Source organism: Altericroceibacterium indicum (assembly GCF_009828105.1).
GTDB classification, from domain to species: domain Bacteria; phylum Pseudomonadota; class Alphaproteobacteria; order Sphingomonadales; family Sphingomonadaceae; genus Altericroceibacterium; species Altericroceibacterium indicum.
The window spans coordinates 83,966-105,725 of the sequence record NZ_WTYQ01000003.1 but is presented as its reverse complement, the minus strand read 5'-3'; the positions used below and the strand labels follow the sequence as shown (position 1 = coordinate 105,725).

Sequence of the window (21,760 nt, the reverse complement as noted above, 5' to 3'; positions counted from 1 at the left end):
CCGTTCTGAGTGAGAGCGGCGGGCTTTTTAATTTCTGTTGTGCGATTATGCGGCGACTTTGAAGGGTTCAATCTCACCGGAGAGATAGAGCTTCTTGGCCTTGGCACGGCTCAACTTGCCTGAACTGGTGCGGGGCAGAGTGCGCGGCGGGATCAGTTCGATCACGCAGTTCATGCCAGTGATAGAACGAACCTTGTCACGAATTTCTGAATGGAGCTTCAGCCGTTCTTCCGGATCGCTGACACGGCAATGGACCAGAACGGCCGGCACTTCTTCGCCATTTTCCGTTTCAACGGAGAAGGCGGCGATGTCGCCCTGATGGAAACCGGGAAGCTGTTCTACCGCCCATTCAATATCCTGCGGCCAATGGTTCTTGCCATTGATGATAATCATGTCTTTGGCGCGGCCAACGATGAACAGATAACCATCTGCCATATAGCCCATGTCACCCGTATCCAGCCAACCATCCACCAAGCATTCAGCAGTGGATTCAGGGTCGCGGAAGTAGGAGTGCATGACACTCGGCCCACGGCAGAGAACTTTACCGATCTGGTGATCCGCTTTGACTTCACCATTTTTACCGCGAATCTCGACGTCCATGTCGAGCACTGGCTTGCCGCAATTGACAATCGCGCGATAGCGCGCAGGACGGGACAGATCGCGGGGGCTGCCAGAGAGGCGTTCTTCTTCAACCAGTTCAACACGAATGCCTTCACCAGGAGGCATGATCGTGACGGCCAGTGTTGCTTCTGCAAGGCCATAGCTTGGCAGGAATGCATCTGAGCGAAAGCCAGCGTCCGCAAATGCGTTGACGAAGCTCTGCATCACATCGGGGCGGATCATATCTGCGCCATTGCCTGCAATTCTCCAGCGCGACAGATCGAATCTCTCTGAGACGGAAGATTGGCTGGAAATGCGCCTTGCGCAAATATCGTAGCCAAAAGTTGGCGAATAAGAGAGCGTCGTGCCTTCATTGCGGCTGATCATATCGAGCCAGGCCAATGGCCGACGCGCAAAATCATCCGTTTTGAGGTAATCTGTCGATACCTGATTGGCGATGGGCGACAGCAGGCACCCGACCAACCCCATGTCGTGATACCAGGGCAGCCAGCTCACACAGCGATCACTTGGCTCAAGCTTCATGCCTGTGCTGTGGCCGCGCAAATTGTTCAGAAGTGAACGGTGCGTTACGGCAACGCCGTGAGGAAAGCGGGTAGATCCACTCGAATATTGCAGATAGCAAATATCATCGGGTTGCGGTTCAGGCAGCTCTTGCGAACCTTCTTCCCGAGCCGCGAAATCCTCATAACTCACAGCTTCGCAACCCTGACGAGAGGCCGCTTCTGATGCCATTGCAGCGATTTCGGCAGGGAATAGCAACACTGTCGGATCAGAGCTGTTGAGCTGCACGGTGAGCTGATCGATATACCCTTCCTTACCGCCGAAACTGGTCGGCAGAGGCAAGGGAACCGGCCATGCTCCGGCGTAAATCGCACCGCAGAACATGGCGGCAAACTCCGGGCCTGTTTCTGCGATGAGGGCAATGCGATCGCCTGGTTTGATCCCGCTTGCAACCAGACGTCGGGCCATACCCAAGGCATCATTGCGCAATTCGGAATAAGGGTAGGATCGGGCGAGGTTGCCTCTCGGGTCATGAAAATTAAGACCACGAGATCCCTGCGCAGCATAATCCAGCGCATCACAAAATGTCGCGAAATCCGAAAAACGGCGCGGCAGGGCGCAAGTGTTAGGCGTTGGGGTCAGCGTTCTATCCATCATAATTCTTTAATATGAAACTGGTAGCTTCCATAATGACCTCATCAATCTGAGGGAAGTCCTGAACATTACATGACCGCTAAACAGCGGGCGGACCACATTTATATCCCTTCCTTGTCTATCCTGACTGTGGCACGAATATGGCCGATGGATCGTGATAAGCGAACATATCAGGCGGCTAAGCGCACTCCCAGACCGCTTGATCCCAAGCGATTCGAGGAAATGGCACTTGCCTATGTTGCCCGTTTTGCAACCACCGCTGCCAAGCTGGAAGTCTATCTGAAACGAAAACTGCGCGAGCGGGGCTGGGAAGAGGGCGAGCCAGAGCCGGATATTCCCGCGCTGATTGATCGCTTCGTCGCCTATGGCTATGTCGATGATGAAAGCTACGCGCGGGCCAAGAGGAATAGCCTTTTACGGAAGGGGTATGGGCCAAGGCGGGTGTCGCAGGCGTTGGGTGCAGCCGGAATTGCTGAAGATGTGCGAGAGGACCTTACTCCTAGCGTATCGCGGCAAAGACACGCGATTTTAGCAATGGCGCGCAAGAAACGTTTCGGTCCGTTCGGGCGCGAGGAACCAGATATGGCACGCCGGTCAAAACAACTCGCTTCACTTCTTCGGGCAGGACATTCGCTCGACAATGCGCGTGAAATCATCAATGCGCAAACAATGGAATCGGCGGAGGAATGGGCCGCTGAAATGGATGATGAACATTTAGGACGAGAATGATGAAGCGCTTTTTCTCTCTTGTGATTCCGATGGCGCTGGGTTTGGCTGCCTGCACTCAGCAGGCGGTGGTAAGTCCAGCGGTTGCTGCTGAAACGGCACCGGCTACGCATCCCGTGTCTGGGCTGGAGGTGATTCCAGTCTCGATCACAAGCCACGGAGCCAAGCATGTGTTTCGTGCAGAAGTTGCCAAGACCGCGCGTGAGCAGGCGCAGGGCCTGATGTTCAGGACGGAAATGGGGAAAGATGAGGGCATGATTTTTCCTCGGCCTTATGCCCAGCCAGCCAGCTTCTGGATGAAGAACACCGTTATTCCGCTCGATATCATTTATATCGGTGCAGATCACAAGATCCTGAACATTGCCAATGCAAAACCCTATTCGCTTGACCCGATTCCATCCGATGGGCCTGCTCTTGCCGTGCTGGAACTGAATGGTGGTCGCGCGGCGGAACTGGGTATTAAGCCTGGTGATGAGGTTTCCTGGTAAAAGGAATTTTCGATGAAAGCACACGCCCGCTTGCACCCGAAGGCCGATTGGGGCTAACGCGCTGGCCATGGGAATCCTGTCGAAAATCTTCACCTGGTGGGATGGTGCCACAATCGGCACCTCACTTTGGTCTTCGCGTAACGGCAAGCACGTTGGCACCGACGCGCAAGGGAACCGCTATTTCCGCTCAAAGAAGCCGGACGCGCGCGGGCGTGAACGGCGTTGGGTGATATATGCTGGGGCAAATGATGCGAGCCGTGTGCCAGCAGAGTGGCATGGCTGGCTGCACCATTCCTATGATGATTTGCCGGAAAGCCATTTGCCTCCGCCAAAGATCTGGGAAGTGGATTACACCCCCAATGCAACCGGCACCTTGTCCGCCTATCGCCCCAAAGGCGCGCTGGAGCAGGGCGGTAAGCGCGCGCGTGCTACGGGCGATTACGAAGCCTGGACACCGGACGCCTGATTATGAAGCGCGCTTTTGCGCCTTTTACAGCGGCAGCGATTCTGCCGGCTTTTTTCTTGCTTGCTGCTTGTAGCGGAGAAGCACCTGAACCTGCGCCGGTAGATACCAAAGTGCCTGAAGAATTGGCCAAGGAGCCTCTAAAGGTACCTCAGGCCGGTACTGAAGATCAGGAAGGTGCTGGCACTCCGCGCGAACAAAGAGTGGCGACGCTTGGGCTTTTGAACAAGCGTAACAACCTTACGCAAGACATCGAAATGAAGCCCGGTGAAACGAAGCGGGTGGGTGATGTGGTGATTCGCTTGGCGACGTGCGAAAAGACAGCCCCATGGGAAGCCACGCAGGAAACCGGCGCGTTTGTTCAGGTGATTGTTAAAGGGCGCAATGCGGACAATTCGAAGCCTGAATGGCATCGCGTCTTTTCCGGCTGGCTGTTTAAGAACTCCCCCAGCCTCAATGTCGTCCAGCACCCGATCTATGATGTTTGGGTGAAAGATTGCGCAATGAGCTTCCCTGGCGAGGAAGCTGCGGCTTCATCTACCAAAGATTGAAATCCAGCAAGCAGATCAGCCTGCTCTCCGCTTTCGCCCGCTGCATCCAATAGCTGAATATAAGACTTCTGACGGATTTCGATCGCCCCCATTGTCGATAGGTGATCCGTCATGAACTGGCAGTCGAGCAACACAAAGCCAGCACGTCTCATGCTGGCCACAAGCCATGCCAGGGCGACTTTCGACGAATTGTCTGCCCGGCTGAACATGCTTTCACCGCAGAACACCTTGTCAAACGAAACGCCGTAGAGACCTCCTACCAGATGATTGCCGTCCCAGCATTCGATTGAATGGGCATGGCCATTGGTGTGGAGAGCATCGTAGCTCATTTTGATGGAGCTATTGATCCAGCTTTCCGGGTGATCGGGGCGAGGGGCGGCGCAAGCCTCCATCACTTCCATGAAGGCCGTATCGCATTTCACGGTAAAGCGATCCTGGCGTAAAATCTTACGCAAGGATCTGGAGCAGTGAAAACCATCCAGTGGCAATATTGCGCGTTTTTTAGGCTCAACCCAGTAAATCTCCGGATCGTCTCTGCTATCGGCCATCGGGAAAATGCCGCTGCGGTAGGCAAGCAGCAACATTTCGGAAGGAATCACGGATGGCCGGGGCATATGCATTGTTGGCTGGTTTATCAAAAGGTGATGACTTCGTCTTCTGATGATGCTGAATTTCGACAGCGGGGTCACCAATTTACGATTCATGGCAAGGAATCATGCCTTCGTCCTTGCCATTGTCGAACCTTGGCGATAGGAGCCTCCCACCTGCAGGAGCGTAGCTCAGTTGGTAGAGCATCGGTCTCCAAAACCGAGGGCCGTGGGTTCGAGTCCCTCCGCTCCTGCCAGGTAAGTCGAATATAATTCGACCGATTTCTCAGTATAATTTAAATTTTTGTAAACTGGGAACTCCCGCAGTTTCCCTAGGCAACGCAGTGCAAAGCAGCGGTTTGCTTCTAAAAATCAGATAGTATGACGGAACTCCTGCGCCGAACCGGGCATTATTAGCGCCAGAACGCAAAAACTGCTTGTGAGGTGCTCAATGTCTAGTCTTAGTTTTCGTAGCAGTCGCCCCGATGGCTGGACTGTCCCCCGGCCCCATCGTGACGCAAGTCAACGCTTTATGACCCATGGCGCGATCCGCCCGATGGAAGAACGCGGTTGGGTGGCTCGTTTGCTCGGCCGAGCGTAAAAATAATGCTCATTCCAAAATAAAGGGCCGCTTCGAAATTTCGAAACGGCCCTTTTTAATGCGTCATGTGAAATTGATCAGTGAAGTGTGGGCTTTGATGTTTCGTCCTCAACAAAGTCAGGGCCAGCAGTCTTATCCCCGCGGGCGAGCTTGAAGACCACGCCTGAGAGCAGCAGCAAGGCCAGAAGGTTGGGCAAGGCCATTGAAGCGTTTGAAATATCCCCCAACCGCCAAACAAGCTGAGAGGGCTGTGTCGCGCCGACATAGACGCCGATGCACCAGATGACCCGCCAGATGTTGTGAAGGATCTTTTCACCCCTCGGCGTCGACCCTGGAATGCGATCATAGATGAAGGTGATCGCGCGCTCACCATAATAAGACCATGTCAGGATCGTCGTGAAGACGAACAGGATCAGCGCGACACTCGCAATCAGGGTGCCGACCGGAATGCCTATCAGTTGGAACGGGAAGGCCGCAGCAAAAGCACCGGATGTGGTCACAAAGCCTGACTGTGCTGTGGTGCCAAGATCGGATTGCCAGACATGGCGAACATTTTCGACCGTGCCATCGGCGAGAGTGTGGGTGAAGTTGCCCTCAACGGTCAGGATAACCAGTGCGGTCATGGTGCAGATCACGATAGTATCAATGAACGTACCCAGCATGGCCATGCGACCTTGCTGTTCAGGGTCATTGGTCTGCGCAACGGCATGGGCAATCGGGGTGGAGCCCTGACCCGCTTCGTTGGAGAAAAGCCCACGGGCAACACCTGCCCGAATAGCCATAATCAAGGCCGCACCGGCAAAGCCACCCGTGGCGCTTTGCAGGTTAAACGCGCCAGCGAAAATCCGTGAGAAAGTCTCAGGAATGTCAGGAAGATTAATCATCAGGGCGATGAAGGCCATGGCGATATAGGCGGCCGCCATGAAAGGGACGACCTTCTCGGCAACGACACCGATGGATTTAATGCCACCAATAATCACCACGAAAACGGCGATGGCGGTAATCATCCCACCAACCCAGCGATCAATCCCGAACAATTCGTTGAGGCCACTGGCCATTTCATTGGACTGGATAGAGTTGCCGGTCACAAGCGCCGAGAACAAAGTGCCGATGCAAAATACAATCGCCAGCCATGTCCATTTGGGGCCGAGCCCGCGCATTATGTAACTCATCGGCCCGCCACGATAGACGTTATCGGTCGTGCGTTCACGGTAACGGATGGCAAGGGCACCCTCGGCAAAGCCTAGTGCCATGCCGAACAGCGCTGTTATCCACATCCAGAATATCGCGCCAGGGCCGCCTAATGCGATGGCTGTCGCCACGCCTGCCAGATTCCCTGTTCCGACTTGCCCGGAAAGTGCGGTGGAGAGAGCGGCAAAAGGGGAGATTTCCCCGGCCCCTGCACTTTTGCGTCCTTTGAACAGGCCTGCAAAGGCACTGCCTAATTTGACAATGGGATAAAACCGCAGGCCAACCATGATCCACAGGCCAATGCCCAGCAAAATAATGGTCATGGGAGGGAAAGGGAGCAATTCCTGCCCATTCCATTGCCCTGCCCAGATAAAGTCAGAAACATTGGTGATATGGTCGATAAGGCCGACCGCTGGTTCTTGAGATGACACCCGGGTTAGTCCCCCTCTAATTCTTCCGGAGATTCAGCATCGTAAAGATGTTGTATACCGTTTAACAGCACAGTTGCGTTTGAAACAAGATGGCAATGTGTGAAGCATTCATACGCGTAGGGGCAGGACTTGCTTTCAGCTGAGGTGCTCGCTACATGGCTAATCAATTCCGACATCGGAGAAGTAAGCCTCCTCCCGATCATATCCAGATCGGGACGGCGCGGACCCTTTACCGGGAATGACACAAGAATTTTTCAAGAGGTCGAATCGTAATGGCCAAAACCAGCCCCGGCGAATTTATCCGTCAGGTTCGCGCTGAAGCTTCCAAGGTGGTGTGGCCGACACGCCAGGAAACCGTGACTACGGCGATTTTCGTATTCATTCTGATGGTGATTCTGTCAGTTTTCTTCCTTGGTATTGATACGCTTTTCGGTGCCGTCGTTCGCTGGCTTTTGACGCTGGTTTGATCGGCAGTCTCTTCTACTAACGGATTTGCAATATGGCACGCTGGTACATCATCCACGCTTATTCCGGCTTCGAGAACAAGGTTCGCGATTCGATTATCGCTGAGGCCGAACGGCTTGGCCTGTCCGAAGCGGTTGAAGATATTCAGGTTCCGTCTGAGACGGTGACCGAAATCAAGCGCGGCAAAAAAGTTCAGAATGAACGCAAGACTATGCCAGGCTACGTTTTGGCTAAGCTGCGGATGAATGACGATGTGTATCACCTCGTCAAAAACACGCCCAAGGTCACTGGCTTTCTGGGTAACAACAATAAGCCGCAAGCCATTTCCGAGCGCGACGCATCGCGTTACTTCGGTGCGGCTGAAGAAGCAGCTTCTCAGCCCAAGCGCCATGTCGATGTCGATTACGAAATCGGTGATCAGGTCAAGGTTCTGGATGGGCCATTTGCCAGCTTCAACGGCGTGGTTGAAGAACTGGATTTCGACAAGAACAAGGTCAAGGTTTCCGTGTCGATCTTCGGCCGTGCGACCCCAGTGGAACTCGACTTCGAACAGGTCGAACTGGCCAAGTAATTTTGCCGGAATGGGCACAGGGCTTCATGCTCTGTGTCTTTGCGCAGCAATATGATCTGAAAGAGGCGCCGCTTATGCGGCGTTTCTTATGTCTGCCTTGTGGAACAACATGGTTTTGAACCAAAAAAGGCGGCCACTGTGAGGTGACCGCCTTTTCTTGCGTATCGCTTCAGGTGTTACTGGCCCTTGCCCTTCTGGCGCCAGCTATCGGCATAGGCATCGCGTGCCACTTCCGAATAGGGAACCGGAGAGACAATGGCACTGATTTCGGTCTGCACATGTGGCTCGACAGTTGGCTTGGAGGTGCCGCCATCAGGCTCACCCCAAACAAGCTGAACGGTCTTGCCGAATTCAGCATAATCAGGGTCGATCATCGCAATGGCGAGCATCTTGCCTTCGTTGGAACTGTAGCCGATCCAGGTGGAAACACCGATGACCTTGCCGTCGCACTTCACTTCATCGAACGGGTGCATGGAATAGACCGCGCTTGGAAATTCCATGTACTTTGCACGATCGCCGCGCATCAGGGCAGAGCTCATCACGCGCATTACATCTTCATTGTCGAGCGCCAGAGTGACCTTCTGTTTGTGCTTCTGGTCCTTCATCTTTTCAAGCGCTTCACGGCCGACAAAGTCATGGTCGAACTTCAGCATGATGCCATAGCCCAGATCCCATGGCGTCAGATAATAACCATCCACGGTTTCAGGCACATAGGAGCCACCGATGGAGCACATGCCTTCATAGGACTTGCCAGAGGCCCATTTGCGGAAAGCGACGAGCATGGGGTCATTGCCGGTGTAAAGTGCTGGCAGAGGTGACGGAACCCAGCCGGATTCAAGCGTGTTGGAAGAATAAGCGCGGCCGCCAACCAGGGTGAGGCCGAAATCCTTACCAGCTTCAACAAGCGCAGAATGTACCGCTTCATAGTCCGCCCATGGGCCGAACAATTCATAACCGGGCTGGCCAGCCATACCATGACGCAGAGCGCGGACATCTTTGCCGCCAATGCTGATGGTTGCCATGTTGAAGAATTTGAGATCTGGCGGGGTGGTGCCCATCGCCTTTTCCAGAACCTTCATCGCATTCGGGCCCTGGAGCTGGAAGCGATAGTTTTTGCGCTTGCCATCGTTGCGCATGGCCCAACGTTCATCACGTTCGACCTTCACGTCCCAATCACCGGTTTCAGCGTGGAATTCGAGCCATTCAATCGCCGGAGCGCGGCCTACGAGGCTGTAGACATCTTCTTCAAGGTGGAAGAGAATCACGTCACCAATGACATAGCCATCAGGTGTCACAGGCACCCACTGCTTTGCCTTGTCGACCGGGAAGTTCTTGAAGCTGTTGATGCCAAGGTAGCACAGGAGCTTTTCCGCATCCGGGCCGGAAACGTAAAGTTCAACCATGTGGTAGGACTGGTTGAACAGAACTGCGGTTTTGGCCCAGCCGCGCTGTTCATTGCGCCAGTTTGAATATTCGGCCGGAACGCCGGGATATACGTTAGGACCGGTCTGCTGATTACGCAGGAACGTGACGAGGTCACCGGCTGCATCCAGCTTCTGTTGAAGGGTCTGTTCACTCATTGGAAATCCTCTCCTGAGGGTTTGGGTTAGAATTAAAAAAATCAGTGCGAAGCTGGCATTTCCAGCCAGTTTCGGATCGCGTGATTCACTGCTTCGGGCGCTTCATGCAGAATCATGTGTCCTGCGCCTGGAACGATCACGAGTTCGGCATTGGGAATGGCCTTGGCGAAAGCTTGATGCTGTTCGGCCGAGCTCCATGCGTCCAGTTCACCGACCATAACCAGCGTTGGGCAGGTGATCTGCGGCAAGAGATCGTGGCGGCCTTCGCGGCTCAAAAGTGCGTGGACATGCGCGTCAAACATCTCCTGCCCCTGTTCGAGGCACATCTGCCGCAATTCAGCAACCATCGCGCTATTGCGGCGATTGGGTTCGGCGATCATCGGTGAGAGCCACTCATCGACCAGTGCCGCAAAGCCCTGATCGTGGCCGAGCTTCTGGAGTCTGGCCCGTTTGGCGGGCTCTCCCTCCTTAACCGGATGCACACCTGTGCTGACCAAAGCGAGCCGGCGTACTCGTTCGGGTGCGAGACGGTAGACTTCCAGAGCAATACGGGCACCCATGGAGTGCCCGAACAGATCAAATTCGGCTGGTGCCTGATCGAGTGCAACACGGGCCATGTCTTCGAAATTATCGGCCAGACCATATCCGTCCACGGCGTGCGAATCAGGAAACGCCTCCAGCTGCGGAGCGAAAATCCTTGAGTCACAAATCAGTCCGGGAAGAAAAAGTATCATATGAATCCAATTGCTCAGATCAGTTCGCCTGTATGAAAGTTTCGTCTATACGAAGAAAACCGATTGCGCTAGGGGGTTTCCGCAAGAACGTGGGGAAGCTATCCGCTACCCACGCGAGAGGAGATTGTAGCGATGTCATATGCCGCCATTCACCCGGATTGGGAGAAGCCCGCCAGCAACATGGTCGATGGATATTCTTTGGAGATGACTGCCAAGGAAATGGATCATCTGCGTGAGGCCGCACCGTTGATCCGCCCGGGCACACCGATTGCCGTTACATTCCTTCCCGGCGAGGAAATGGAAGACCGGATTGCCGCCGCCAAGCTGGTTCGGGAATTGGGTTTCGAGCCTATGCCGCATCTTTCGGCTCGCCGTCTCGAATCGACAGAAGTTCTCGAAAATCTGCTGTCCCGTGTGACAAGCGAAGCAGGTGTGAAGCGCGTCTTTATGATTGCTGGCGATCCGCCACAGGCAGAAGGCCCGTATGAAGATTCGCTGCAGATCATAGAGTCTGGCTTGCTGGAAAAATACGGCATCGAAGCTGCTGGCATTGGCGGGCACCCTGAAGGCCATCCGAATGTTTCCAAAGACGATTTGTGGGTGTGGATGGAGCGCAAGATTGCCGCTTTACGTGCGCGTAATATCACCCCGCTGATCGTGACGCAGTTTGCCTTTGACGATGAAGCGATTCTGGGCTGGATCAAGGAGATGCGTGACCGCGGTATTGATACGCCGGTCCGTATTGGCGTTCCCGGCCCTGCCGGCATCAAGCGCCTGATCGGTTTTGCCAAACGCTGCGGTGTGGGGGCTTCGGCCAATGTCATGAAGAAATATGGCGTTTCGTTGACCAATCTCATCGGCAAGGCCGGCCCGGACAAATTGGTGGAATCGCTGGAACGTGGCCTGACCCCTGAACATGGCCGTGTTCGCTTGCACTTCTATCCGTTCGGCAGTCTCAAGGCTTCGGCTGAATGGATCAACGATTACGACGCAAAGCATAGTTGATAGAGCGGGCGCGCGCAGAAATGCGCCGCCGCTTGATATAATTACATCAAGGAGAGAATTGGTGAGCAACACAAGTACGCTGGCATTGTCCTGCAAGAACCAGTCTGGACTGGTCGCACTGGTGTCGGCCTATCTGGCTGGGCATGGCGCAGATATCACGGACTTGCAGCAATATGCTGATCCGATCAGCGGCAATTTCTTCATGCGCGCCGAGTTCGACTGCGGCTCTGCTGATCCTGCGAAGGTTCGTGCCGATTTCCAGGCCATCGCGGATGAGCACAGCATGAAATGGAGCCTGCGCGAACCGGGTTACATGCCCAAGGTCGTGTTGATGGTTTCGAAATTCGACCATGCATTGGGTGACTTGCTTTACCGGATGCGTATTGGTGAAATTAACATGGAAGTGGTTGCGATTATCAACAACCACCCACGTGAAGTGCTCACCACCTCGCTGATAGGTGATATTCCTTATCATCACTTCCCGATCACCAAGGACACGAAGCCGCAGCAAGAAGCCCAGATCAAGCAGGTTGTCACCGAAACCGGCGCTGATCTCGTGGTTCTGGCGCGCTATATGCAGATTCTGTCTGACGATATGGCGAGCTTCCTCAATGGCCGCTGCATTAATATTCACCATTCCTTCCTGCCCGGCTTCAAGGGTGCCAAGCCTTACCATCAGGCCTATAAGCGTGGCGTGAAGATGATTGGTGCGACCAGCCATTATGTGACCGAAGACCTCGATGAAGGTCCGATCATCGCGCAGGACGTGGCCATTTGCAGCCATCGTGAAACGCCTGATCAGCTTGTGGCCAAAGGCCGCGATGTGGAACGTCGGGTGCTCGCCAAGGCGGTGAAGGCACATCTGGAAGATCGTGTATTCCTGAACGGTGCTCGCACCGTTGTATTTGAATCCTGAGGAGGCCTGACAAGGCATGGCGGACAAGATCGATGGCCGCGCTGTAGCGGCGCAGATCGAAGACGAAACGGCGGCGAAAGTGGAAGCTTTCGCTGCCCGCAATGGTCAGGCTCCAGGCCTCGCCGTTGTGCTGGTGGGCAATGACCCGGCCAGCGAAGTCTATGTGGCGCATAAGATCAAAAAGAGTGCCAAGGTCGGCATTCGCTCTTATGAACACCGCCTGCCTGCAGAAACCAGTCAGGATGATCTGCTAACGCTGATCACTCGGCTCAATATTGATCCGAATGTCCATGGCATTCTGGTTCAGGTTCCTTTGCCAGCGCATATTGAGGAAGGCGCCGTTCTGGGGGCGATCAATCCTGCCAAGGATGTGGATGGCTTTTGCCCGGTCAATGTAGGGCGCTTGTCTACCGGGACCGGAGGGCTAGTCCCGTGCACCCCGTTGGGTGTGATGAAGTTACTCGATACGGTGATCGACGATCTGACCGGGCTGGACGCGGTTGTGATCGGCAAGTCCAACATCGTCGGTAAACCGATTGCCATGCTCCTGCTGGAGCGTGAGGCGACGGTGACTGTGACTCACATTGAAACCAAGAACCTGCCCGATATTTGCCGCAAGGCCGATATCATCATCGCTGCAGCCGGTGCGCCGAGATTGGTGAAGGGGTATTGGGTGAAGGAAGGTGCGGTCATCATCGATGTCGGCATTACCCGTATCAAGGGTGAAAGCGGCAAGGACAAGCTGGTGGGTGATGTCGCCTTTGATGAAGTTCAGCACGCCAAGGCGGTCACACCGGTTCCGGGTGGTGTGGGGCCGATGACCATTGCCTGCCTTCTTGCCAATACAGTGCAGGCGGCAGAAGCCCTCGAAAAGAAGTGATCTTTAGGAAAGGCCGGGCAGATTGTCCGGCTTTTCTGGTTGCAGCGCACAAAGTGCTGTGGCGTAAGTTTTTCAATTGCCCTAAAGCTGTTCCCATGAGCAAAGCAGATCGCATCTGGACCGCCGCATTGATCGTGATCGGCGATGAAATCCTCTCCGGCCGAACGCATGATAAGAACATCGCCCAGCTTGCGACCTGGCTGCAGGTTCAGGGCATCCGCTTACGCGAAGTGCGCGTGGTGGCTGATGATATGGATGCCATCGGAGAAGCCGTGAACATTCTGCGTGAACGGAATGATTATTGCTTCACCACGGGCGGGATCGGCCCGACCCATGATGACATTACCGTGGATGCCATTGCGCAGGCCTTGGATCTTCCGGTTATCATCCACCCAGAAGCGCGCGCCATTCTGGAAGACTATTACACCACACGCGGTGGGCTCACCGAAGCGCGGCTGCGGATGGCGCGGACACCGGAAGGGGCCAAACTCATCCCCAACCGCATGTCCGGCGCGCCGGGTATCCAGATCGGCAATGTCTATCTGATGGCAGGGGTCCCGCATATCACTGCCGGAATGCTCGACGCTTTGACAGGAATGCTTGAAGGCGGCGCTCCGCTGCTGGCCGAAACCATTGGCTGCTGGATTGCCGAAAGCGAAGTGGCCGACATGCTGCGCGAAATTGAGAAAGCGCATTCAAAGTGCCAGATCGGCAGCTACCCCTTCTATCGGGAAGGGAAGAGCGGTGCGAATTTCGTTATCCGCTCCACCGACGAAGCAGAGCTGCAAAGTGCCGTGGACACGCTGTGCGATGGTCTCGCCACGGCTGGGTATGACTTCACGCCCGGCGGGATTTGATAGCGCGCTAAACACTTGCCTTCACACTCTTTCTCTGGCCCAGTGGCAAAAAGAGGAGGGGTTATGGAGCTTTACACTCGCACGGATCTGGCCAGCCAGATGGATAGGCTACTATCTGCCATGGTGGCAGGTGATCCGTCCTTAGCACCATTAAGCCAGACAGCGCGTTACACAGAAAATGGCATTGCCTTGCCGATGGGCGAAGGTGCATGGGCGACAATGGATGGCTTCGGGCCATATCGTCACGATATTGCGGATAGCAAAACCGGCCAGATGGCCAGCTTTGTGACCATCCGTGAAGGAAAGACGCGCTCTATCCTCAACCTGCGTCTGCGGTTGGAAAAAGGTGTTATCAGCGAAATTGAAGCCATCATTGCCCGGCCTGATATTGGCGGTGCGAAGGGCCTGATGGCAGATGGTGCGGAAAAGCTGAATGAATCAGCCAAGCCAGATTTGCGATGGTTTGAAGCTATTCCTGAAAATGAGCGTCTTTCCCGTGACGAATTGCGGCAGATTGCCAATCTCTATTTCACCGGGCTGGAAAAGAACGATGGCAAGGGTGACTACCCTTTCGCTGAAGACTGTATTCGTATCGAAAATGGTTATCTGGCCACTGCGCCGATTGACCGGCGTGAAGCAGAAAAGCTGGCGGATAAGGCCAGTGGGCATGATCCTGACAGCAGAGCCGGGCAGTCACCCTATAGCTGGAACTTCCTCACCATGTCGGCAAAAGAACAGTTCGAGACGGGCTTCTTTGCTTTTGTGGACCGCATTCGTCATCGCCGTTTTCCGATTGTGGATGAGGAGAGAGCTTGCGTTTTTACCTATGCTTTTTTCGATCATAGCGGCACGGTGCGCGATTATCGTCTGGCCAATGGTCAGGCAGTAAGTGGAGGGCTGGACCGCCCTTTTACATGGATGATTGCCGAAGTCTTTCGCATTGAGAAAGGGCTGTTCACCCGGATTGAAGCATTGATGACGCCCGTTCCCTATGGGACCGAACCAGCATGGCCACTTGCCGCGCATGACATCCGTTAATCTGGCTTGAGGCGTGTTGGTTAACCCAACACGTGCTGAGGGTACTTTTCTAAGCGCTGCTCTGGAGTACTTCACAGATTTCAAGGAACGAAGCGAAGCTATGCTCAAGAGGCATGTGTAGGAAAGTGGTTTGTTGAGGAGTGTCCCGCCCAAACAAAAAGGGCGGGAAGTTGCCTTCCCACCCCTCTTGGTGATCTGTTCGGATCGTTGGCGTGATCTTACGCGCCTTCGACTTCCGCTGCGTCGATCTGAAGGCCTGGGCCCATTGAGGAGCTGAGCGACACCTTGCGGATGTACTTGCCCTTGGCGCCTGCTGGCTTGGCCTTGGCGATCGCATTCGTGAAAGCGTCGAAGTTGGTCTTGAGCTGTTCATCGGTGAAAGACAGCTTGCCGAGGCCGGAATGGATGATACCAGCTTTTTCAACGCGGAATTCGACCTGGCCGCCCTTGGCGTCCTTGATGGCCTGTTCCACGTTAGGCGTCACAGTGCCGAGCTTCGGGTTAGGCATCAGACCCTTAGGGCCGAGCAGCTTACCGAGACGGCCAACAATGCCCATCATGTCCGGCGTGGCGATCACGCGGTCATAATCGAGATTGCCGTTCTGCATGTCTTCCATGAGATCTTCAGCACCGACCTTGTCGGCACCAGCGGCCAGTGCCTTATCGGCATTGTCGCCACGAGCGAAGACCGCAACCTTGACTTCCTTACCCGTGCCCGATGGCAGGGAAACCATGCCACGGACCATCTGGTCAGCGTGACGTGGATCAACACCGAGGTTCATCGCAACTTCAAGAGTTTCGTCGAACTTGGTGGTTTCGGAAATTTCACGGAGCGTCTTGAGAGCTTCGTCGAAACCGTACAGCTTTTCAGCGTTAGGGAGCTTTTCGGCGAGCATCTTCTGCTTTTTGGTTTGCTTGGCCATGTTCTCAGCCCTCCACCACTTCGAGACCCATCGCGCGAGCGGAGCCTTCGATGATCTTCGTTGCTGCTTCGATGTCGTTCGCATTGAGATCGGGCATTTTCGTCTGCGCGATTTCAGAGAGCTGCGAACGCTTGATCGTTCCGGCAGAAATCTTGCCAGGTTCCTTGGAACCGGACTTCAGATTAGCAGCCTTCTTGATCAGGAAGCTTGCAGGAGGCGTCTTGGTGACGAAAGTGAAAGAACGATCCGCATAAACGGTGATAACCGTCGGAATCGGAGCGCCCTTTTCCATTTCCTGCGTGGAGGCGTTGAAGGCCTTGCAGAATTCCATGATGTTCACGCCGCGCTGACCCAGTGCCGGGCCGATTGGCGGTGAAGGGTTTGCAGTGCCGGCAGGCACCTGCAATTTGATATAACCAGTAATTTTTTTGGCCACGGGCCACTCCTTTTCACACTGTCGGGCGGGCGAATGCCAACCCTCATGTTGAGCGGTCAGGCAGAGACTCGAGATGTCTCCTCCCGCACGGATTCCCTCGTATTTGCTTGGGAAGGGGCGCGCTTAGCAGAAATGGACGCAAAAGCAAGCGGTCTGCCCGTTTGCTGCCATTCTACTGGCAACTTTCCATGATGCGCCGTGCTTCTGTTGCGGTCGCTTCTGCGATCAGTTGGTAGCTTTCGCTAAAGGCAGCGCCCTCGCGCCAAACCGCTGCCAAGGACCGTGTGGCGGACCAGCCAGTGATGGCCAGCCTGCGGATCGTGGCTTCACCGCCCGCCTCTGAGCGCAGGTAGAGTTCGGGCAGAACGGCCAGCCCAAGGCCGGAACCTGCCATCTGGCGCAGGCTGTCCAGACTGGTGCCTTCATAATCATCCAGCAGGTCGGCCTTCAGTTCGGCGCAGATCGCACGGGTTTGACGATGAAAATGATGGCGCGGGTCAAGGCTCAGTACCGGCTGCCCGGCGAGATCTTCAGGCCGAAGCGGGTTTTTCTGGCATAGGGCATCATCGCTGGCAGCCACCAGATGCAGCGCCTCGCGGAACAGCGGCTCTATATGAAGGTCGGTTCCGCCAATAGGCATGGGTGCCAGCACCATGTCGAGCGCGCCCCGGCGCAATTCTGCCAATTGTTCATCCGGAATGCCTTCCCGAATGAGGAGGCGCAGATCGGGATAGGTGCGATTCATTCCGGCGATCACTGCGGGCATGAGATAGGGGCCGAGCGTGGGGGTGACGCCAAAGCGGATGGTGCCAGCCACGCCTGAAATGCTGCGCTGAGCAAGCGCCCTGATGTCGTCTACCTGCACAACCATCTGGCGTGCACGATCGGTGATTTCGCGTCCTACTGGGGTGAGCTGGATCGGTGTGGTTCCCCGCTCCACCAGAGTCACGCCTAGCCGCACTTCCAGGTTGCGCAATTGCTGGCTTAGTGTTGGTTGAGAGACATTGGCCGCAATCGCCGCACGGCCAAAATGCTGCGTATCGGCAATCGCAACCAGATATTCCAATTGGCGCAGGGTAGGCATGGTGGTTCCTTAGAGCATCTGCCATGCTTCTGATAGTCTATGCCTATCGGTGGGAACCCTATCTTTCAATTGGCAGTATTACCCAGCATACCCCATTATCCTATCCAAGAGCTGCAGAAGGGCCGCAGGTGCAAAATATTCGCAAGGACATAGTCGGCGATCATATGCACCATGGTGTTCCCTGTCTCAATCAGCCCTTTTACAGTGGCCAGCTGCCTGTCAGCTTATTGCTGGCCATGACAGCGGCGCACGGAGGCCCCCCTGACCCCTCGTACCTCCGTGCGCCGCTTTTTTTATCCCATACTCATCTGAATAGGAGGCGCGTTTGCCCGATCGTCTAGCACCGATGCTGAAAGAGTTTCTGGACGATGAAAGTGCCGGTGGCATTTTCCTGATGATCGCGGCGGCGCTTGCGCTGATCGTAGCCAATTCACCACTGGCCGGTGACTATGTTGGTTGGCTTGATACCAAGCTAGCCGTGAGTTTTGGTGGCTTTGCGATCGACAAGGAACTGATCCTGTGGATCAATGACGGGCTGATGGCGCTGTTCTTCTTTGTTGTCGGGCTGGAAGTGAAGCGCGAAGTGCTGACAGGTCAGCTATCCAGTCTGCAACAGGCATCCCTGCCGCTGTTTGCAGCGGTTGGCGGGATGGCCATTCCAGCATTGATCTTTCTGGGGCTCAATTTCGGTACGCCGGAGAATCTCAATGGCTGGGCCATTCCTGCCGCGACCGATATTGCCTTTGCGCTGGGTATCCTTGCCCTGTTGGGTGATCGGGTGCCGGTGGCGTTGAAAGCCTTGCTGCTGGCGATTGCGGTGATTGATGATATCGGCGCGATTTTGATTATCGCCATATTCTATAGCCATGGCTTTGATGCGGCGATGTTCGGCGGGGCTGTTGCTGTTTTTGCTGTGATGGCGCTGATGAGCCGCATGGGTATGGCGCGGAACTGGCCTTACGTGGTGCTGGGCCTGATCCTGTGGGTATTCGTACTGAAATCAGGTATTCATGCCACGCTGGCAGGTGTGGCTGCTGCACTGACTGTGCCCATTACGGCCCGAGGGCAGAAGCCGCTCGAACGGATGGAGCATGCGCTTCACCCTTGGGTTACTTTTCTCGTGGTGCCGGTCTTCGCTTTTGCCAATGCGGGTGTATCACTGGCAGGGATAGAGCTGTCCTCCTTTGTCGCGCCGCTGCCTTTGGGCATCGCGCTGGGTCTTATTGTCGGCAAGCAACTCGGCATTTTCGGCTTCGCATGGGCCGCCGTGAAGATGGGCTGGGCGAGCCTTCCGCCAAGCACCAGCTGGAAGCAGGTCCATGGGCTTTCGCTGATCGCCGGGATTGGTTTCACCATGAGCCTGTTTATCGGCAACCTCGCATTTTCTGATCCTGAGCAGCTTTCGATGGTCAAGGTCGGTGTGCTGAGTGGTTCAATCCTGTCTGCGGTGGGCGGCTTCTTGCTGCTGCGCCGTCAGACAGTGAAACTGCCTCCGGTCAAAGGTGACTCTAAGCAGAGTGAAGCCACCGCGTGATATTTTCTATAATATGCGTTTTGGGCGGCCTTGCAGCGCTTGCCATTGGCGGTGAATTTCTGGTTCGGGGCGGAGTAGGTCTGGCGCAAAAGGCCGGCCTTCAGCCGCTCCTGATCGGGTTGGTGGTTATCGGCTTTGGCACATCCATGCCCGAACTGGTGACCAGCGTTGAAGCCGCACGCGCCGGATCGCCGGATATTGCCTGGGGCAATATTGTCGGTTCGAACATCGCCAATAGCTTACTGGTCCTCGGGGTGGCAGCTATGGTGGCCCCCATTGTGCTGAGCGGCAAGGGGGATCGGCGCGATCCGATGGTGGTTCTGGCGGCCAGTGTTGTGCTATTGGTTCTGGCATGGTCCGGGGTCGCGCATGTTCTCATCGGGCTTGCACTCGTGCTGTTGCTGATCGCCTATATCGTCAGTCGCTATTGGACGGACCGGGGCACAGAGACGGCATCCGAGGTGCCAGAAGAGGCGTCTGGTCCGCCACCGGCAGGCTGGGGAAAGCCAATGGTTCAAACCGCTGTTGGCCTGGCGATTCTGCTCGTGGGCGGGCGGTTTCTGGTGTCGGGGGCAATCGACTTGTCACGCGCGTTCGGTATGTCTGAAACGCTGATTGGCTTGACCGTCGTGGCGATTGGCACATCCTTGCCTGAATTGGTGACATCAGCCATCGCGGCATGGCGAGGCCAATCCGGCGTGGCGCTGGGCAATGTGCTTGGCTCCAACCTTTATAATATCCTCGGTATCGGCGGGGCGACCATGATGATGTCCCCCGTGGCGATTCCGCGCACCATGTTGACGCTGGATATTCCGCTGATGGTGATGAGCGCTGTGGCCATTGCCTTGATTGCCGCCTTTGCCAAGGGCATCGGGCGTGTGCTGGGCGGATTCTTTACCGTGCTGTATCTTGCCTATCTTGGCGCGTTGGTGGCGATGGCCTGATGGGCCTGATTATTTTGTGTCGAGCAGATCGGCAGTGCGTTCGAGCAGGTCCATTGCACGACGCTCCAACGCAGCATCATAGCGGGCTTGCGGCACAGCAATAGAGAGCGCGCCAACCACCTGACCTTCCACCCGCACCGCGCGGCCAATCCCGCGAATGCCGATGCTATATTCGCTTTCGGTCTTGGCAAAGCCGGTGCGGCGGATCTGATTGATCTGATTGCGCAGTGCCGTTTCACTTGTCACCGTGGCAGGGGTAAAACGCTTGCGTTGTGCTTCCTGAAAATAGCGATCCAGATCTTCATCAGGCAGCGCCGCCAGCAGCGCTTTGCCGGAAGCCATCGCATGGACCGGCTGGCGCGTGCCGATATTGATCGAATAGCGCAGAGCGTGATCGCTGGTTTCGGTCACGATCGCTTCCACATCCCAATTGGTACGGATGAAGAAGCTGGTCGTTTCGTTGAGTTGCACCCGCAAGGTGCGCACCAGAGGTGCTGCGCGTTCTGCCAGCGTGAAGCCGCCACGATTGGCTTGCAATCGTTCCAGGCCGGGGCCGGGGCTATAGCGCCTTCCTTCACGTACCAGATAGGCGCGATCGACAAGAGTGGCGAGCAGGTAGGACAGGCTCGAGACAGGAATGCCTAGAGCAGTGGCGATTTCCTGCGCCACCAATGGCCGTTCATGCGCCACGACATATTCGATAATGTCGAGCGTGCGGGTCGCAGACTTGACCTGGCTGGACCCATTCGCGCTTGCATGACTGGCCGTACCCGTGGGCGCCCCTCTCGTGATCATTATCCTATCCGCGCTTCTGCGATATCAGCGCCTTTGCGCAGATTGGCGAGCTTTTCCCATGCCACGGCGGGATCAATCTTGCCGTAACCGGCGAAGGTGCCAAAGCCGCAATCGGAACTGGCAATCACGCGGTCCTTGCCCACAATCGCTGCATAGCGCTCAATCCGCTGCGCAATCAGTTCAGGGGTTTCGATATAGTTGGAACAGCTATCGATCAGGCCCGGCGCGAGGATTTTCTCATCCGGCAATTTGGCATCGCGCCATACAGCCCATTCATGTTCATGGCGAGGATTCGCCCCTTCAAACAGGATGGTGGCCGGGCGCGCGGAAAGCACGATATCGATGATCTTTTCGAGCGGAATGTCGAAATTATGCGGGCCTTCATAATTGCCCCAGCAGACATGCATCCGCATCTTTTCAGGGGCGATATTGGCAGTGGCGGCATTCAGCGCTTCGACATTGGCAGTGATCGTCTTGAGAAATTCTTCCTCGCTCTGATCCTGATATCCTGTGTGGCGCGACATGGCGAGATCGGGGCAATCGAGCTGGATCTGCAAACCAGCATCTACAATCGCTTCATATTCCGGCCTCATCGCAGTGACGAGGTCAGCCAGATAGGCTTCATGCGTCGGGTAATATTGGTTCGGCTGGAAGGCGGTAATGAGGCCCGGTGAAGCGGAGTTCAGAAAAGCTTCAACGCCTTTACCATTCTTCTCCAGCGCGGCTTTGAAACGGCGAATGTCGTCATGCAGCGGCTGGAGGTTGACCAGTTTGATCGGCGCAATGGCACTGGCGCGAGTAAATTCCTGCGCGCCCATGATAGTGGCGAGCTTCTTGGACAGTTCAGGCACAGCGGCCAGATCCTTGGCCGGCTTGCGCGGTGTGTGGCCACCAAAGCCTTCAAGCCGTTCGATAATATAGGTCGAATAGCCGACCTTGCCCAATTCGCCATCGCTGACCACGGAGACACCGGCATTGACCTGCTGGGCCACAGCTTCATCAACTGCGTCCTGCACCACCCGGTCAAATTCTGCTGCATCATACTCTTCCCCCTTATCGCGGGCGAGGAGAAGCGGAACCAGATTGTTACCGCGTGGCAGGCTGCCAACATGCGTTGTCTTGATCATAAATTTCAAATCCCGGAAGAAATGGGGCAAAGTTGCTTTTCTATTTCACCTACGCGA

The 21,760-nt window shown here is 55.5% G+C and carries 24 protein-coding genes and 1 tRNA gene; 15 read left to right on the top strand and 10 right to left on the bottom strand.

The genetic code is table 11. The annotated features are described in order from the left end of the window. Positions 1–45 precede the first annotated feature (45 nt). Positions 46–1,779: a fatty acyl-AMP ligase gene (locus GRI39_RS08965; RefSeq protein ID WP_160739382.1), complete on the bottom strand. Its 1,734-nt coding sequence runs from the start codon at positions 1,777–1,779 to the stop codon at positions 46–48. A 69-nt stretch (positions 1,780–1,848) separates the two neighbouring features. On the opposite strand from GRI39_RS08965, the gene GRI39_RS08960 reads away from it, so the two are divergent. The 4 genes from GRI39_RS08960 (at position 1,849) to GRI39_RS08945 (ending at position 4,004) form a co-directional block, all read left to right on the top strand. Beyond that, positions 1,849–2,505 (top strand): regulatory protein RecX, encoded by a 657-nt coding sequence (locus GRI39_RS08960; RefSeq protein ID WP_246205001.1) that lies wholly within the window; start codon positions 1,849–1,851, stop codon positions 2,503–2,505. Next, positions 2,502–2,990 (top strand): DUF192 domain-containing protein, encoded by a 489-nt coding sequence (locus tag GRI39_RS08955; RefSeq protein WP_343033320.1) that lies wholly within the window; start codon positions 2,502–2,504, stop codon positions 2,988–2,990. Before GRI39_RS08960 ends, GRI39_RS08955 begins: the two co-directional genes overlap by 4 nt. Before the next feature lie 67 nt (positions 2,991–3,057). Beyond that, positions 3,058–3,456, top strand: coding sequence for an NADH:ubiquinone oxidoreductase subunit NDUFA12 (locus GRI39_RS08950; protein ID WP_160739380.1), 399 nt, complete (start codon positions 3,058–3,060; stop codon positions 3,454–3,456). Between the two features lie 2 nt (positions 3,457–3,458). Continuing rightward, entirely contained in the window at positions 3,459–4,004 is a 546-nt protein-coding gene (locus tag GRI39_RS08945; protein WP_160739379.1) for a DUF2155 domain-containing protein, read from the top strand. Here GRI39_RS08945 and aat read toward each other — a convergent pair. Beyond that, on the bottom strand, positions 3,929–4,624 hold the full coding sequence (gene aat / locus GRI39_RS08940) for a leucyl/phenylalanyl-tRNA--protein transferase (RefSeq protein ID WP_170324286.1): 696 nt from the start codon (positions 4,622–4,624) through the stop codon (positions 3,929–3,931). The genes GRI39_RS08945 and aat overlap by 76 nt on opposite strands. 148 nt (positions 4,625–4,772) lie before the next feature. On the opposite strand from aat, the gene GRI39_RS08935 reads away from it, so the two are divergent. Together GRI39_RS08935 and GRI39_RS14390 are read left to right on the top strand one after the other, a co-directional pair. After that, positions 4,773–4,848: transfer RNA gene (locus tag GRI39_RS08935), tRNA-Trp, on the top strand. 194 nt (positions 4,849–5,042) lie between these two features. Then, the gene (locus tag GRI39_RS14390) at positions 5,043–5,192 is read left to right on the top strand and encodes a hypothetical protein (protein WP_170324285.1); all 150 of its coding nucleotides are present in this window, start codon (positions 5,043–5,045) and stop codon (positions 5,190–5,192) included. A 77-nt stretch (positions 5,193–5,269) separates the two neighbouring features. Here GRI39_RS14390 and GRI39_RS08930 read toward each other — a convergent pair whose 3' ends face one another. Next, positions 5,270–6,814, bottom strand: coding sequence for an amino acid carrier protein (locus GRI39_RS08930; RefSeq protein ID WP_160739378.1), 1,545 nt, complete (start codon positions 6,812–6,814; stop codon positions 5,270–5,272). A gap of 272 nt (positions 6,815–7,086) precedes the next feature. Here GRI39_RS08930 and secE point away from each other — a divergent pair, with 272 nt between their 5' ends. Both secE and nusG read left to right on the top strand, forming a co-directional pair. Beyond that, positions 7,087–7,281 (top strand): preprotein translocase subunit SecE, encoded by a 195-nt coding sequence (secE, locus tag GRI39_RS08925; RefSeq protein WP_160739377.1) that lies wholly within the window; start codon positions 7,087–7,089, stop codon positions 7,279–7,281. Positions 7,282–7,313: 32 nt separating this feature from the next. Next, positions 7,314–7,850 carry a transcription termination/antitermination protein NusG gene (gene nusG, locus GRI39_RS08920; RefSeq protein WP_160739376.1) on the top strand — a complete coding sequence of 179 codons (537 nt, stop codon included), beginning with the start codon at positions 7,314–7,316 and terminating at the stop codon, positions 7,848–7,850. A gap of 176 nt (positions 7,851–8,026) precedes the next feature. Here nusG and desA read toward each other — a convergent pair whose 3' ends face one another. Next, the gene (gene desA / locus GRI39_RS08915) at positions 8,027–9,430 is read right to left on the bottom strand and encodes a syringate O-demethylase (protein WP_160739375.1); all 1,404 of its coding nucleotides are present in this window, start codon (positions 9,428–9,430) and stop codon (positions 8,027–8,029) included. Positions 9,431–9,471: 41 nt separating this feature from the next. Then, positions 9,472–10,164, bottom strand: coding sequence for an alpha/beta fold hydrolase (locus GRI39_RS08910; protein ID WP_160739374.1), 693 nt, complete (start codon positions 10,162–10,164; stop codon positions 9,472–9,474). Positions 10,165–10,296: 132 nt separating this feature from the next. On the opposite strand from GRI39_RS08910, the gene GRI39_RS08905 reads away from it, so the two are divergent. From GRI39_RS08905 to GRI39_RS08885, 5 genes are all read left to right on the top strand, one after another. Beyond that, positions 10,297–11,169, top strand: a complete 873-nt coding sequence (locus GRI39_RS08905) for a methylenetetrahydrofolate reductase (protein WP_160739373.1) — start codon at positions 10,297–10,299, stop codon at positions 11,167–11,169. 61 nt (positions 11,170–11,230) lie between these two features. Beyond that, complete coding sequence (gene purU, locus GRI39_RS08900) at positions 11,231–12,085, top strand: formyltetrahydrofolate deformylase (protein WP_343033319.1); 855 nt, start codon at positions 11,231–11,233, stop codon at positions 12,083–12,085. Positions 12,086–12,101: 16 nt separating this feature from the next. Then, positions 12,102–12,965, top strand: coding sequence for a bifunctional methylenetetrahydrofolate dehydrogenase/methenyltetrahydrofolate cyclohydrolase FolD (folD, locus tag GRI39_RS08895; RefSeq protein WP_160739371.1), 864 nt, complete (start codon positions 12,102–12,104; stop codon positions 12,963–12,965). Between the two features lie 95 nt (positions 12,966–13,060). Then, positions 13,061–13,822 carry a competence/damage-inducible protein A gene (locus GRI39_RS08890; RefSeq protein ID WP_160739370.1) on the top strand — a complete coding sequence of 254 codons (762 nt, stop codon included), beginning with the start codon at positions 13,061–13,063 and terminating at the stop codon, positions 13,820–13,822. Between the two features lie 63 nt (positions 13,823–13,885). Next, entirely contained in the window at positions 13,886–14,860 is a 975-nt protein-coding gene (locus GRI39_RS08885; RefSeq protein ID WP_160739369.1) for a DUF8021 domain-containing protein, read from the top strand. Between the two features lie 218 nt (positions 14,861–15,078). Here the strand turns inward: GRI39_RS08885 and rplA are convergent, their stop codons facing one another. The 3 genes from rplA to GRI39_RS08870 form a co-directional block, all read right to left on the bottom strand. Beyond that, a complete protein-coding gene (gene rplA, locus GRI39_RS08880; RefSeq protein WP_160739368.1) occupies positions 15,079–15,783 on the bottom strand; it encodes a 50S ribosomal protein L1 in 705 nt (234 codons plus the stop codon). Between the two features lie 4 nt (positions 15,784–15,787). Then, positions 15,788–16,219, bottom strand: coding sequence for a 50S ribosomal protein L11 (rplK, locus tag GRI39_RS08875; protein WP_160739367.1), 432 nt, complete (start codon positions 16,217–16,219; stop codon positions 15,788–15,790). 172 nt (positions 16,220–16,391) lie between these two features. Beyond that, positions 16,392–17,303, bottom strand: coding sequence for a hydrogen peroxide-inducible genes activator (locus GRI39_RS08870; protein WP_160739366.1), 912 nt, complete (start codon positions 17,301–17,303; stop codon positions 16,392–16,394). Positions 17,304–17,649: 346 nt separating this feature from the next. On the opposite strand from GRI39_RS08870, the gene nhaA reads away from it, so the two are divergent. After that, a complete protein-coding gene (gene nhaA / locus GRI39_RS08865; protein ID WP_160739713.1) occupies positions 17,650–18,837 on the top strand; it encodes a Na+/H+ antiporter NhaA in 1,188 nt (395 codons plus the stop codon). Next, positions 18,834–19,781, top strand: a complete 948-nt coding sequence (locus GRI39_RS08860) for a calcium/sodium antiporter (RefSeq protein WP_160739365.1) — start codon at positions 18,834–18,836, stop codon at positions 19,779–19,781. Before nhaA ends, GRI39_RS08860 begins: the two co-directional genes overlap by 4 nt. A 9-nt stretch (positions 19,782–19,790) precedes the next feature. Here GRI39_RS08860 and GRI39_RS08855 read toward each other — a convergent pair whose 3' ends face one another. Next, the gene (locus GRI39_RS08855) at positions 19,791–20,576 is read right to left on the bottom strand and encodes an IclR family transcriptional regulator (protein WP_160739364.1); all 786 of its coding nucleotides are present in this window, start codon (positions 20,574–20,576) and stop codon (positions 19,791–19,793) included. Continuing rightward, the gene (locus GRI39_RS08850; protein WP_160739363.1) at positions 20,576–21,703 is read right to left on the bottom strand and encodes a cobalamin-independent methionine synthase II family protein; all 1,128 of its coding nucleotides are present in this window, start codon (positions 21,701–21,703) and stop codon (positions 20,576–20,578) included. Before GRI39_RS08850 ends, GRI39_RS08855 begins: the two co-directional genes overlap by 1 nt. Positions 21,704–21,760: the final 57 nt, after the last annotated feature.